Origin of the sequence: Anaerofustis butyriciformans (assembly GCF_036289385.1) — a bacterium.
GTDB classification, from domain to species: Bacteria; Bacillota; Clostridia; order Eubacteriales; family Anaerofustaceae; genus Anaerofustis; species Anaerofustis butyriciformans.
This window is the reverse complement of sequence record NZ_JAYFFH010000007.1, coordinates 1-12,799: the sequence shown is the minus strand read 5'-3', so window position 1 is coordinate 12,799 and position 12,799 is coordinate 1. Positions and strand designations below refer to the sequence as shown.

Annotated in this window: 15 protein-coding genes and 1 rRNA gene; 2 read left to right on the top strand and 14 right to left on the bottom strand. The window is 27.7% G+C overall.

Translation table 11 applies throughout. The annotated features are described in order from the left end of the window. The first annotated feature begins 58 nt into the window (after positions 1 to 58). The gene (locus V2W16_RS08935) at positions 59 to 460 is read left to right on the top strand and encodes a helix-turn-helix domain-containing protein (protein ID WP_329384627.1); all 402 of its coding nucleotides are present in this window, start codon (positions 59 to 61) and stop codon (positions 458 to 460) included. A gap of 28 nt (positions 461 to 488) precedes the next feature. Here the strand turns inward: V2W16_RS08935 and V2W16_RS08930 are convergent, their stop codons facing one another. The 10 genes from V2W16_RS08930 to V2W16_RS08885 form a co-directional block, all read right to left on the bottom strand. After that, entirely contained in the window at positions 489 to 935 is a 447-nt protein-coding gene (locus V2W16_RS08930; protein ID WP_329384624.1) for an Hsp20/alpha crystallin family protein, read from the bottom strand. 414 nt (positions 936 to 1,349) lie between these two features. Then, positions 1,350 to 2,429 (bottom strand): FUSC family protein, encoded by a 1,080-nt coding sequence (locus tag V2W16_RS08925; protein WP_329384621.1) that lies wholly within the window; start codon positions 2,427 to 2,429, stop codon positions 1,350 to 1,352. Further along, positions 2,416 to 2,862 carry a MarR family winged helix-turn-helix transcriptional regulator gene (locus tag V2W16_RS08920; protein ID WP_329384618.1) on the bottom strand — a complete coding sequence of 149 codons (447 nt, stop codon included), beginning with the start codon at positions 2,860 to 2,862 and terminating at the stop codon, positions 2,416 to 2,418. Before V2W16_RS08920 ends, V2W16_RS08925 begins: the two co-directional genes overlap by 14 nt. A gap of 322 nt (positions 2,863 to 3,184) precedes the next feature. Next, positions 3,185 to 4,762 (bottom strand): MBG domain-containing protein, encoded by a 1,578-nt coding sequence (locus V2W16_RS08915; RefSeq protein ID WP_329384615.1) that lies wholly within the window; start codon positions 4,760 to 4,762, stop codon positions 3,185 to 3,187. Further along, positions 4,701 to 4,937 carry a hypothetical protein gene (locus tag V2W16_RS08910; RefSeq protein ID WP_329384611.1) on the bottom strand — a complete coding sequence of 79 codons (237 nt, stop codon included), beginning with the start codon at positions 4,935 to 4,937 and terminating at the stop codon, positions 4,701 to 4,703. Before V2W16_RS08910 ends, V2W16_RS08915 begins: the two co-directional genes overlap by 62 nt. A 237-nt stretch (positions 4,938 to 5,174) precedes the next feature. Then, positions 5,175 to 5,681 (bottom strand): hypothetical protein, encoded by a 507-nt coding sequence (locus V2W16_RS08905; RefSeq protein ID WP_329384608.1) that lies wholly within the window; start codon positions 5,679 to 5,681, stop codon positions 5,175 to 5,177. A gap of 629 nt (positions 5,682 to 6,310) precedes the next feature. Continuing rightward, positions 6,311 to 6,850, bottom strand: a complete 540-nt coding sequence (locus tag V2W16_RS08900) for a DUF1697 domain-containing protein (protein ID WP_329384605.1) — start codon at positions 6,848 to 6,850, stop codon at positions 6,311 to 6,313. Positions 6,851 to 6,957: 107 nt separating this feature from the next. Next, complete coding sequence (locus V2W16_RS08895; protein ID WP_138268733.1) at positions 6,958 to 7,590, bottom strand: ABC-2 transporter permease; 633 nt, start codon at positions 7,588 to 7,590, stop codon at positions 6,958 to 6,960. A 1-nt stretch (position 7,591) separates the two neighbouring features. Next, positions 7,592 to 8,434 (bottom strand): ABC transporter ATP-binding protein, encoded by an 843-nt coding sequence (locus V2W16_RS08890; protein ID WP_329384600.1) that lies wholly within the window; start codon positions 8,432 to 8,434, stop codon positions 7,592 to 7,594. Next, entirely contained in the window at positions 8,421 to 8,807 is a 387-nt protein-coding gene (locus tag V2W16_RS08885; protein ID WP_329384597.1) for a GntR family transcriptional regulator, read from the bottom strand. The genes V2W16_RS08890 and V2W16_RS08885 overlap by 14 nt, the downstream gene beginning before the upstream one ends. 151 nt (positions 8,808 to 8,958) lie before the next feature. On the opposite strand from V2W16_RS08885, the gene V2W16_RS08880 reads away from it, so the two are divergent. Then, the gene (locus tag V2W16_RS08880; protein WP_329384594.1) at positions 8,959 to 9,426 is read left to right on the top strand and encodes a DUF1307 domain-containing protein; all 468 of its coding nucleotides are present in this window, start codon (positions 8,959 to 8,961) and stop codon (positions 9,424 to 9,426) included. A gap of 26 nt (positions 9,427 to 9,452) precedes the next feature. Here the strand turns inward: V2W16_RS08880 and V2W16_RS08875 are convergent, their stop codons facing one another. The 4 genes from V2W16_RS08875 to rrf form a co-directional block, all read right to left on the bottom strand. Next, positions 9,453 to 10,106, bottom strand: a complete 654-nt coding sequence (locus tag V2W16_RS08875; RefSeq protein WP_329384591.1) for a trimeric intracellular cation channel family protein — start codon at positions 10,104 to 10,106, stop codon at positions 9,453 to 9,455. Between the two features lie 12 nt (positions 10,107 to 10,118). After that, positions 10,119 to 10,817, bottom strand: a complete 699-nt coding sequence (locus V2W16_RS08870; protein ID WP_329384588.1) for a hypothetical protein — start codon at positions 10,815 to 10,817, stop codon at positions 10,119 to 10,121. A gap of 93 nt (positions 10,818 to 10,910) precedes the next feature. Continuing rightward, the gene (locus V2W16_RS08865; protein WP_329384585.1) at positions 10,911 to 12,434 is read right to left on the bottom strand and encodes a L,D-transpeptidase family protein; all 1,524 of its coding nucleotides are present in this window, start codon (positions 12,432 to 12,434) and stop codon (positions 10,911 to 10,913) included. Positions 12,435 to 12,691: 257 nt separating this feature from the next. Beyond that, positions 12,692 to 12,799 (bottom strand): 5S ribosomal RNA (rrf, locus tag V2W16_RS08860); the annotation flags it as partial.

Below are 12,799 nucleotides of genomic sequence, written 5' to 3'. Positions count from 1 at the left end.
GACTATTTATTTATAATGAATTAAAATATATCTATAATAATTGGTCAAGGAGAAAAATATGAATTCAAATATAGGTGAAAAAATAAAACAAAAAAGAAAAGAAAAAAACATGACACAGCAAGAACTTGCAAAAAAATTAAATATTACAGATAAAGCTGTGTCAAAGTGGGAAAGGAATTTATCATATCCTGACATTTCAATAATACCTCTCCTTTGTGAAATTCTTGATATGGATACAAATGATTTTTTAGGTTTAGAGCAAAAAAAGTTAGATTTTAAAAACTTAAACAAATCAGACTTTTCAGAAATGATTAACTTAACAGCAAAATGCGTGGGATTAGCTCTTGGCATTGGAGTACTTGTTTTAAATATATTAAAAGAAATATCTGTAAACGACAGTATAATATTATTAAGCCTTTGTATAGTGTGTTTTGGTATTGTGCTTTTACAAAAAAAATAAGACTACCTAAAAGGTAGCCTTATTTAAATTATCCTTCAATCGCTATAGTTTTCTTTTCTTCAACTTGTTTTTGATCTTTTTTAGGAACATTTAATTTCAAAATACCATTTTCGTATTTAGCTTTAATTTCATCTTCTTTAATTTCAGTTCCTATATAAAAACTTCTTGAACAAGAACCACTATAACGTTCTTTTCTTATATATTTTCCGTTTTCGTCTTTTTCATCATTATTTACATCTTTGCTTGCGCTTACTGTTAAATAACCATCTTTCAAATGAGCTGAAATTTCATCTTTACTAAATCCAGGTAAGTCAATATCTACTTCATAATTTTCTTCATTTTCTTTAACATCAGTTTTCATTAAATTTGTTTCTTGTTTGTATAGTGGATTTTTACCACCAAAGAAATCTCTATCCAAAGACAAGTCCATTAAATCATCAAATAAGTTTTCTCCAAAAATACTAGGTAACATCATAAGTCATTCCTCCTCTTCTTAGACATTCTATCTATGTCACTAGTTTTTTTGAACTATGGGGTTTGAATCTTTCTGAGGTTCTCCTCTTTGTTCAAGTATAATATATCACTTTTTGTTAGCACTGTCAAGCCTTGAGTGCTAATTTTTTTAATAATTTTTTGGAAAACCTTTAATAAGCCTAATTTTATAAGCTTTTTCAGGCTTTCCAATTTTTGATTTTTTTTCAATAGAATACTAGGTAATCCCCCTATAATATCAATCACGTAATTTAAACTTCATCTATTTTATTTAAGAACAATATAAGCTACTATTCATATATCTTTTTATAATACAAAAACACACTTAATTAACTTTAAAATATATTAATATGTACTTATTTTAATCAAATAGTTAGATTTTTTTAATTTAAAGCTATTATTCCGTAATGTTAAGTGATCTCCATCTAATTGAACTTACTTTTTCATAAATATATCTTTCATATATATAATAGAATAGAAATGCAAAAATAATCCCTATAATTGTATCTGCAATTCTTAACAAAATAGCCGATTGCAATCCATATATTTGAGATGCTATCATTAAAGCTCCAAAACAATTCAATGCTGTCTTATATTTATAGTCCACACAAAAACCTAAACAAAATCCTCCAAAAGGACCTATCATACTATGTAATTCCATAGGAAGTAGGCAATATACAAAATAAAACAGAACCGACCCTGCTATCACACCTATAAATCTTTGCATGAATCTCTCTTTTATTTTTGACTGCTTAGAATACTCTGAAAGCAAAGAACCACAAGCAAATCCGTCCCACATAAACCGCTCAATGTTAAAGGCAAGACCTAATGATAATATTGCACTTACACCCATAGACATTCTAAACATCCATTGATATTTAAACTCTTTCATATCCATCTGTTTTATTTTTTCGAAAAAGCTAATATCTGTGTTTTTATCTCTATGTTTTACATAAAAAATCAGTCCGCATATAAAAAATCCTGTAATAGTAAGATAAATTCTATATATAAAATCTTGCCCATATACCGGATTTCCGGAAAGATAAATATAAGCAAAACTAAATAACCCTCCATTGCCCGTCTCGGGTTTATCACAAGTAATAAATAAAATGGCAAAGAAGGATATAAAATGAATAATAAATCCTAACAAAGGAAAAGCAATATTTGCAATTACAGGAGAAACAAGCAAAAGAAAAAATACAAAAAATAATGTTACTAATGAGTCCCTAATGATGTAACCAAAATCAACAAATCGTACACCTAATAATATACAAAATATAGCAACTGCCATAGGAGTGTTTTTACTTCCAAAAATAGAGGTCAAGCCTGAAATAAACGCTATAGCAAACAACACAATCAATATGGATCGCATGAACATTCCGATACCTAACTTTATTTTTTCTTTTTTTGAAGTTTTTTTACTCATTAACGTTTTAGTCACCTGAGGATCCCATTGAAGAATATCATAGAACTTCATTCTTTTCCTCCTTATAGATAACCATCGTTTTGTTTGCTTTTGAAATCAGACTGAATAAAGTTTCAAAATCCTCCCCCATTTCCCTATATAAATCATAAAATTTTTGTAACATAATCTCAAAGTCATTTTGTAGAGCTTTTTCTCCTTCACTTGTCAGATAAAGAGCATAGCTTCGTTCATTGGTAAATTTCTTTTCCCGTTTAACACATCCTTTTTCATAAAGACTTTTTAAACAGCGACTAACTGCTTCTTTTTTCATCCCTGTTACTTTACTTAAATATAAAGGAGTGCAGTTATCCTTACTCAGATAAACCCATGCCAACAATTCTCTTTCACTGGATGTCAAAAATTGTTTTTGTTTTTTTGTTAGCATCACTCTTGCAAACTGATGTAGCTCTTGATGTATAGTTAACATTTCCTTCCAATCAATCATATTATCTCTCCATTCATATAGTTAACATTGTTAATTATATGAATGTTTATTTCATTTGTCAATATCTAACTTTTTCTAAAAAATCACGATACATGTGTTTAAAATCTAGCTTGATATTTAATATGAAATAAGCAAATTCCATAAATACTTATAAAATAATCCAAATATAAAAATAAAACCATAAAATATAGTAGAACAAACCTACATTAAATAAACTATGATATGATTGATAATATTTTCAAAATAAAAAACAGCCCACTTAATCTTTTTTATGAGCTGTTTTATATTCAGTGTATATCATTCTTGTAATAATATTTATGACTTATCTATTTTTTATTTGTTTAAATAAAGCTAATGAAACGATTCCCGCTAGTGATACCAATAATAAAGCATACCAAACAAAAACATTTGTATTATCACTTGTTGATACTTTTTCAGATGTATCAGATTGATTAGTATTATCGGTTTTATCTGTATCACTTGGTGGTACATTTTTTTCAACAACATTTACGATAATATCTGTTTCCACAACTTGATAATTTTGAGTATCAGCTGGTGTATAAATGGCTTTAAAAGCATGTACACCTGATCTATCAGCTATCTGATTTTCATCTTTCCATGAAAAACCTTTAGGAAGCTTTATAGTTGAAAGAGATTCCCCTTTTTCAATAGTTATATTATTTGGAATTTCATATTCGGGAACGGCTTTTTTAATCTCGAAAGTTTTAACAGTTTCCAAACCCACATAGTTTCTATTTTCTTCTACTGTTGCCTTAACATACCATATTCCTGCATTTGTTGGAACTGTTTCTTTATAGGTGCCATCTTCCTTATCACTATACGAAAACTTAACTGTACCGTGTTTTGCCACTGCGATAGGAGAATTTTCTTTTTCTCCGTAAGCCCAGTCTGAAATAGCAAGCTCATCTATCCACTCATTTGACATTTTACTTATAGTAAATTCCAGTTCATCAGAAGCACCATTATAGTTATTATCAGCTTCTACACTTGAAATAACCTTATAATTCCCTGCGTCAATAGGAGCAGATTCAATTTGAATCCAAGAATTATTATCTTTTTCAAACCATCTAATTGTATAATCTTTACTGCTTCCTATTTTATCTATATCAGGAGTATTTACAGCATTTCCATCAAATTCTTTATCAAGACTCTGGTTTTTAATTGTAATCTTACTATCAGCTTTAGAGCTATTAACTGTTAAATTACGTTCTACATAATGTCCCTGTGCATTATATCCTTCCACATTTGCAAAGCCATATTCATCTTCATAAGCTGAAACATCAAAACGAGCAAGATATGTCTTTCCTCCTACAGAAACCGCGGTATCTTCATCTGACCATGTCCAGCCATCCGGTAAATTAATATCCAACAGTTTTTGTCCATAAACAGCAGTTAAATTAGTTGGAGGATTTATAATAGTATTTCCATCAATATACGCAGTTGCTTCAGGTAAAGAAAGATATACATCACTATTTGGGGTACCTTGAATAATAAAGCCATTATCTGTTTTTGTTATTTGTAATGCCTCTAATACATTTAAAGCCATAATTTTATCAATATAATCATCCGGTAGATAATAGCCTTCGTTTACTTTAACTTCGATAGGTTCAATACTACCCCTTACACCTGTTTGAGAACCATTATTGGATGTAATATTCATACTAACTCCAGTTTTGAATTTTACATTAATATCTCTTTTATTATAACTCGCCAAATTTGCATAGGTTATTCTATCTGATGTTGTTTCTAACCAAACCTTGCAATTTTCAAATGAAGATAGAGAATCAGAAACTTCACTTGCAAACAATAAGTCATTATTAGATACTTTTTTTTGCCCATGCCCCTTCACTGTTTTGCACAACAAGATAGGTGTTATCATTTGTAATACCACTTACTGAAACACTTTTATATTCTCCGCTGAGTGTTGCAGTACCTACATTTCCTTGATATCTAATTGTAAAGGCACCATCACCATCAGTATCAGATAATGTCATAGAACCATCAGATGTTGCCGGCATCGCAGCAGATGCAAAAATAACAGATGATAAATCCAATTCAAAAGCAGGAGCTAACCCACATGGTTGTTCAACAGCTCGATCCGATGTATAAGAAGAGCCTCCAATATATCCATACCATGTACGTGCTGCACCTGGTAAAGTCCCTTTTGATGTACGTAACCAGAAAGTTTTTGGTCCACAATAGTTTCGATCAACACGAAGACCATTATTTAGATCCTGATTTTCTTCGACATAGACGTTTTTACCAACAGTTATATAATCATCTTTATTAAATCAAGAACAATATCCAAGATATAAAATATCAGTTGTAGAATAATAAGTACTATTTCCTGTATCTTCAGTATAAACTGTTGTTTCTTTCATTAGTTTTTGCTCTGAACTTGAAAAAAAGCTTTTTTGCAATTCATCTAATCTATCCCTTAACGGACTTCCACCGTAATGACTTGCATTTACTTTTGTAATACTATTTCCATTTGGATATTCACAGTTCCAACTTGGATCATAGTCTTTCTTCATATAACCAACTATACCATCGGATCCAAATTTCACACCATCTTCCAATAAAGTTGTACTAAAAAGCGTCATACTATTATCACTTTGACTACCTGCTATCCACCACTGCTGATTGTTATTCCCAAAGTATACTTTTGCAGGATTAACCGAACCATCAGTATCATCAGTATTAAACGACCTCAACTGAGAAACAGTTGCAAACTCAGTAATACTCGGACTTTCTGCTGCATAAACATTTGTATTAAATTGAAATACGATTGTTAGCATAAACATAAAAGCGAAAAAATTAATTCCACTCTTTTCCAGTTATGTTTTTGTTTCAATTAAAACAGCCCCTTTCTTTATTTAACTATTTATCCATTCATTATTAAAGCACATACATAACAAATAATTAAAAATAGACTTTTTATTATATCTTTATAATAAAATCAAATACTTATCTTATTTTATCGATTATTTTTATTTGTTTTCCATTTGTTAAAATAATTTATCTGCATTAACATTCTATTTAAAAATTATCAATAATTTTTCTTTTAGTATAATAAAGAATCATAAAAAGAGAATAAAATATACTTAGAAAATATTTTTATGCTGTTCCTCTACACTATTATTAAATATATTTTAACATAATTATTTTTTCTTGAGTACACCCGTTTTTGATGAAAAATGGGGGATATATAATTGAATTTTATTTGTCTTTTTAGTTAAGATAATAAAAATTATAATAAGGAAATATTATATTTTATAATATTTTTATCATTATATTAAATCTTAAAATTGTTTACTTGTTTTTAATATTGTTGTTATAAGCATTTATACATATACTTAATAGAAAATAAAATAAATATATGTTAGAAATGCATTATAAGTATTCTATATATACAATTTTTAACATGTTACATTTCAACGATTTTTCTAACAGTATTTGCCGTCCTTATAGTTAGTTTTTTACTGATATCGCCACTTGCTGTTTTAGACCACCAGTTTGTCTTTTGATAATCTTTACGAACAAAAGACCAAAAGATGACATTTTTATAATTTTGAATTTTTTCTAATCCTCTCTTAGGCTGTCCAATCTTTTCATAAACATCATCAAAAGTCATAGGTGGAATAATAAAAATTAAATTATCATAAATCTCTTTATTATCATTCCCCCACCATTCAGGCACATTTTGTAAAATATCAACAAGATCTTCTTTTGATAAAACTAAAACAGGAATATCCAAATTAAATTGATTTTTAATCATCATCTCAATTTGTTCGCTAAGTTTTTTCGTGCTTTCTTCATTACTTGTAAAAATCACATTACCACTATTCAAATAAGTTTTTACATCTTCAAAACCAATTTCTTCAAAATATTTTCTTAACATTGCCATTGGCACTTTATTTTTTCCGCTTACATTAACACCTCTTAATAAGGCAATATATTTTTTCATATAATAAATCTCCTATTTTTATTTAATAAAAATTATATCATTCTTCTCATATAAATTTATAACATAAAATTAATCAAATAAAAAAAAGAGATACCCCAAAGTATCTCTTATAAAGCTCTCTTTTCATATATTTTAACCGAAACAAAATATGATACTATCCATAAAAGAGCGATTAAAACTAAATACACAAAAGAAGGTATATTCATAAAATAATTTATTAATTCAACACTGCCTGATGATTGAGAAAAAAGTCCTCCACCAATTACACCAATAATAACACAAATCAAAATCGTTCCAAGTCTTCCCTTTTCAGCACCAAATTTAAAATTAATAGGTAGATTAATTGAACTTATTATTATCGCCATAAGACAAAATGGAAGTATAATATTAAAAGAATCTACAATGCTCATTGCATAACTTGAATTTATAAAATAAATAATAATATTTACAAATTCATATAAAACAGACATAAATATTACACCGCCTAATGACAATATATATTTACTTAATACCATTTCTTTTCTTGTATAAGGCATTGTTATCGCATAACTTTCCCATTTACTCCTCTCATCTAATGCCATAATTGTAGTAGGCAGTAAAGAGAAAAATATTATTGAAAAAGCTAAGAAAAAATATCCGCTTTCTGTATAAGATAAAAAAACATATACTACACAAAAAAGTAAAATAAATTTACATTGCTTTATAAGTTCATACATATCTTTTAAAAGTAAACCTTTCATCTTATTTTCCCTCCTTTGCCATAAAAACAATAATATCTTCAATGGTTGGTTTTTCTAAATTAAATACAGGATTAATTTTTTCTTTTAAAACTAAAGCTTCTACTCCATAAGGAGATTTCCTTAGTCCAACAATACAGTCTGAATCAACATTTTCAAAATCATCTTTTGAACATTTTAATATTCTGTAATTATCAAGAAGCACATCTTTTTCCTCTACAAATAACATTTTCCCTTTATGAATAAAAGCTATATAATCACAAAGCTTTTCAAGGTCAGAAACAATATGTGAAGAAATTAAAATTGAGTGGTCTTCCTCTCTTGTGAATTCATAAAACAGCTCTAAAATTTCATCCCTTACTATTGGATCAAGACCACTTGTTGCTTCGTCTAAAATAAGTAATTTTGCATCATGACTCAATGCAACAGCAATCATAAGTTTCATTCTCATTCCCCTTGAAAAATCTTTAAAAGATTTCTTTAAAGGCAACTCAAACTGTTTCATATAATTAAAAAATGTATTTTCATCCCAATTTTTATATGTGTTTTTCATAATGGAATTAACCTGTTTTGGGTTAATACTTTCAGGAAAGTGAGCTTCATCAAGAACAACGCCAATATCTTCTTTGGTTGCTTTAAAATTATCTTTATTATTCTTACCTAAAATAAATATTTCTCCATCATCTCTTGTAATTGCATCAAGAAGTAATTTTATTGTCGTACTTTTCCCGGCTCCGTTTTCTCCGATAAGCCCCATTATACATCCCATTGGAAGTGTAAAACTTATTTTATCAAGAGTAAAATCACTATACCTTTTTGTCAAGTTTGTTACCTCAATCGCATTCATCGTTATCCTCCGCAATAATATCAAACATCTCATAGATGTCTTCTATTTTTAATTCATTTATTTTTGCCAGCTCCAATATCTCTTTAATATGAAATTCAATCTTTTTTAAGTTCTCTTCCTTAATTAGTTTTATGTTCTTTTTATTTACAAAGGAACCTTTTGCCTTAACCGTATAAATGTATCCGTCTTTTTCAAGTTCTTCATAAGCTCTTTTGGTGGTTATAACACTTATTCTTAAATCTTTTGCTAAATTTCTTATAGAAGGAAGAGAATCACCTTCTTTTAATTTACCGGATACAATCATGTTTTTTATTTGTATATATATTTGCTCATATATTGGTTTATCGTCTATATTACTTATAATTATATCCAAAGCATTCATCCTTTCTTTGTTTTCTGTATATATATAATATATACAGTATAATCAGTTTTGTCAAGTAATTTATAAAATTTCATTGTTATTCGTTTACAAATATAGTATGATTATTTTAAGAATAATAATAAAATTTTTATGGAGGGAAATTATGAAAAAATTATTTAAGGCTGTTATTATTTGTACGTTAATTTTATCTTTATTTTCTTTAACAGGCTGCGGAGGAAAAGAACAAACGGTAATATTAAAATGTGATTATGCCGCTGGAGTAGAAATACAAGCAACTTTACATGCAAAGGGGGATACAATAGACAAAATCAAACAAGTAACATCAATAGATATTTCTAATTATTCAGATAAGCAAATAGAAAGTTTATATAATCAAAATGATATATTAAAAAAACAATTTGAATCAATTGAAGGGCTAACCTATGACATAAAAGAAGAAAATAAAGTAGTATATGAAACTATAGAAGTTACATTTACAAAAGATAATATGAAACAACTAGCTAATGCAAATATTTTTATAACTAATGGAAGTAATGTTAGTAAAATATCTTTAGAAAAAACTATAAAACAATTTGAAAGTCAAGGATTTGAAATTGTTGAACAAAAATAAAAAAGGTAAGATTAATTTCTTACCTTTTATTTTTTTACCCTTGGAAGTGACCATTCGTATTTTTTTGATAAAACTCTAATTAAAATTGTAATCAATATACCTATAATCAAGGAAAAATTCGAATTAATTCCATTCTTTAAAAGAACGATATACACCCCGCCTCCCAGTATTGCTGCAAGTGCATATATCCTCTTCCTAAGAACAAAAGGAATATCTTTAACCATTATATCTCTAAGTATTCCACCACCTATACCTGTTATTACACCTATAAACATAATAAGAAAATTATTATCACTATATCCACTATACATTGCAGTGTTTATTCCAAGAACAACAAAAACGCCAAGTCCTATACTATCAAAAAAATTTAAAGCATTATCAAATATTTTCCTATTTTTTTGTATATATTTATATTTATAATATGAAAAAATAAAAATTATAAGAGAAGATATTGCAGCCAAGGCCGCATAATTACTACTTATAAACATTGTTGGAGGATTTATTGCAAGTATCAAATCTCTAATAACTCCTCCCCCAAGAGCTGTTGTTACGCCAAGAACAACTACTCCAAAAATATCTAAATCTTTTTCTATAGCCACCATTGCACCTGATATTGCAAATGCAATTATACCTATGATTTCACATATATTTACAAGCTGTTGAGTAAAAGTATATTCCATATTATATCCCTATTAATTACCTATTATGTCATATGGAGTAATCAACCCCATAAGCCTTTCATTTTCTTTTCCGTTTTTTGTAATAAATATTACACCTATTCTTTTGTTACTTTTATAAGCTTTATAAAGTATATCTTCTAATTCAATCATTAGTGTATGTTCATTTGTAAAAATAAAACTACCTGTTATGGTGTTATCCAAACTTAAATATTTCTTTATATGATAAAATTTTGTATTTTCGTTTATTTCATTTATACCTTCATCCAATACACATTGAAATACCGTACTTTCTCCAAATACTCCTCTAACAAATCCTTTATCATCAAGAATAGGTATATAACTAATTTGATTTTGCTCCATTTTTCTCATATATTCCATTATATTATTACCAATATTTGCACTTATTATTTTACCAATGGGTTTATAAAAATCAACAACTTTTTTTGGTGATTCTATTTTTTTTATAACACTTTCCAAAAGTTCTATCATCGCTTCATTTGGCTCTATGGCATACTCATTATTTATTTTAGGATTATGCTGTAAAATATTTCTTATTTCCTTACAATACGCAAGTTCTCTTCTAATATCTTTATAGCATTTTAAATTCATTAATCTTGTAATACTTTTTCCATCCTTTGGAAAGCCGTATTCTAATACTGCTATTTGTTCAAGCTTAGTATAAAGTTGTATAAATTTTTCCGTACGATTCATTTTCTTATCCTTTTATATTAATAAAACTATTTCTTTGTTATTATACTTAATTTATAACAAAAAAAGAGGTATTTGAAAATACCTCTTTTAAAATTAATAATGAACAACGATTGGATATCCTGCCTCAATGTTATCATAAACGATTCCTGCTTTACTTGGCGGCATGTTTACACATCCATGACTTCCCCCACCCTTATAAATTTCTCCGCCAAATGTACTTCTCCAATTAGCATCATGCATTCCGATACCTCCGTTAAAAGGCATCCAATAAGTTACAGGAGAAGCATAATCGCTACCGTCAGCATTTTGACCTTTTAAAGTAACATGCATTGTCTTATATTTTAATATATAAACACCAGGAGGAGTATCATATCCTGCATATATATTTCCTGTTACAACAGGCATTGAAATAATAAGTTTTCCATCTTTATATAGCCACAATGTCTGATATGTTAAATCAATTTCAACGTAACTATCTCCAATATCGTTAGCATTTTTATATCCTTCTTGGGAATATTTAGGTTCTCTTGTGATATCTTTTTTATTCTTTAGCTCTGATATTAATTTCTCTGTTTCTTTATCTTCATCTATAAAGTAACCATAATCCCCACCACTTACAGTTATTTTTCCTTGTTTTGCTGAATTAAAAGTATGATCTGACCAAGCAGTATCATATTCTTGTGCAAGTTCATGAACAAAATTTTTAACACTTTCTTCATCAACTTTTAATTCACCAATACTGAAATTATCATATAGGTTTTCTTCACTTATACCATACATTTTTAAAATATCAACTTTATTTACTTCTACATTTCCGCAGTACATTTTATATGTAATTGATGGTATGTCTAATTCTCTTAAATAACTTTGCTTTTCTAAAAGCTCTTTATCTGTAGATAAAATATCAGGTTTAACATAGAAATCTTCAGGAATAAAGTTCATAGAAAATTTACCACTTGAAATATATTTTACTATTTCTTTTGTAAGTAATTCTTTATCAATATTATTGCCGTAAACTTCCTTTACTATATCAAAGTTAGCACTTTCCAAGTTAATATAAGCATTTTTTGTTTTTGTTATTTTACCTGTTAAATTATAAATATCTAGAGAATTTATTTTTTTATTAAATTCATCAGGTATTTTGCTTATACTCATGTTAATTCTAATATTATCACTAAATAAACCTATTTTTATTAAGAAAAATTCAAATTTACTTTTATTTAATATATTATTCAAATTGTCTTCTATATCATATGTAAAACCAAAATCAGATATTGTACCAAGTACTTTCTCATTTGATTTAGATGAAATCAATTCTTCTTCCATAGATTTTACAATTTGTTCATTTGGTGATATTATTTCTTTAGTTGACCAAGTTCTAGGAATATAAAACTTAAATGCTGTATTTGGTGATTTAACAATAAATTCTTTATTATTCCATTCTTTAGTTATTTTCTTTTCTGCTTCTTTTACTGTAAGTCCGGAACAGTCAACCCCGTTTATACTTATTCCATCTGGAAAAACATTTGATTCATATTTAAAACTTGAAAAAACAAAATAAAAACAAATAAAAATAATTGCTATAAAAATTAATAAATACTTCTTCTTAAATTTCATTAACTTACCCTTAAATATCGACATTTTAAATGAATATTCGACTTATTATAACACAAAAATTTATTTATATATCAAAAATATATAAAAAAATATAAACATATTATTTAATTATATAAAAATTCAAATCAAATAGAATAAAACATATAAAAAATATCAAGAGTTATTTAAGTAAAGTAACATACAACCAGATAAAGACATAATACAAGACAAGGAAATAAAAAAAGAACCTAAAAAGTAGGTTCAAAGGAATAAAAAAAACCCCGCGACTACCTACCCTCCCAGTCCGTCTCCAGACAAGTACTCTAGGCGTGGACGGGCTTAACTTCTGTGTTCGGAATGTTTACAGGTGTTACACCGTCGCTATC

Excerpts from the sequence above, each read along its gene's own strand:
- V2W16_RS08890 (WP_329384600.1), bottom strand. The coding sequence starts at position 8,434 with ATGAATGCGATTGAGGTAACAAACTTGACAAAAAGGTATAGTGATTTT.
- V2W16_RS08875 (WP_329384591.1), bottom strand. The coding sequence starts at position 10,106 with ATGGAATATACTTTTACTCAACAGCTTGTAAATATATGTGAAATCATA.
- V2W16_RS08915 (WP_329384615.1), bottom strand. The coding sequence starts at position 4,762 with ATGATAACACCTATCTTGTTGTGCAAAACAGTGAAGGGGCATGGGCAA.
- V2W16_RS08870 (WP_329384588.1), bottom strand. The coding sequence starts at position 10,817 with ATGAATCGTACGGAAAAATTTATACAACTTTATACTAAGCTTGAACAA.
- V2W16_RS08920 (WP_329384618.1), bottom strand. The coding sequence starts at position 2,862 with ATGATTGATTGGAAGGAAATGTTAACTATACATCAAGAGCTACATCAG.
- V2W16_RS08930 (WP_329384624.1), bottom strand. The coding sequence starts at position 935 with ATGATGTTACCTAGTATTTTTGGAGAAAACTTATTTGATGATTTAATG.
- V2W16_RS08900 (WP_329384605.1), bottom strand. The coding sequence starts at position 6,850 with ATGAAAAAATATATTGCCTTATTAAGAGGTGTTAATGTAAGCGGAAAA.
- V2W16_RS08905 (WP_329384608.1), bottom strand. The coding sequence starts at position 5,681 with ATGCTAACAATCGTATTTCAATTTAATACAAATGTTTATGCAGCAGAA.
- V2W16_RS08925 (WP_329384621.1), bottom strand. The coding sequence starts at position 2,429 with ATGAAGTTCTATGATATTCTTCAATGGGATCCTCAGGTGACTAAAACG.
- V2W16_RS08935 (WP_329384627.1), top strand. The coding sequence starts at position 59 with ATGAATTCAAATATAGGTGAAAAAATAAAACAAAAAAGAAAAGAAAAA.
- V2W16_RS08865 (WP_329384585.1), bottom strand. The coding sequence starts at position 12,434 with ATGAAATTTAAGAAGAAGTATTTATTAATTTTTATAGCAATTATTTTT.
- V2W16_RS08880 (WP_329384594.1), top strand. The coding sequence starts at position 8,959 with ATGAAAAAATTATTTAAGGCTGTTATTATTTGTACGTTAATTTTATCT.
- V2W16_RS08895 (WP_138268733.1), bottom strand. The coding sequence starts at position 7,590 with ATGAAAGGTTTACTTTTAAAAGATATGTATGAACTTATAAAGCAATGT.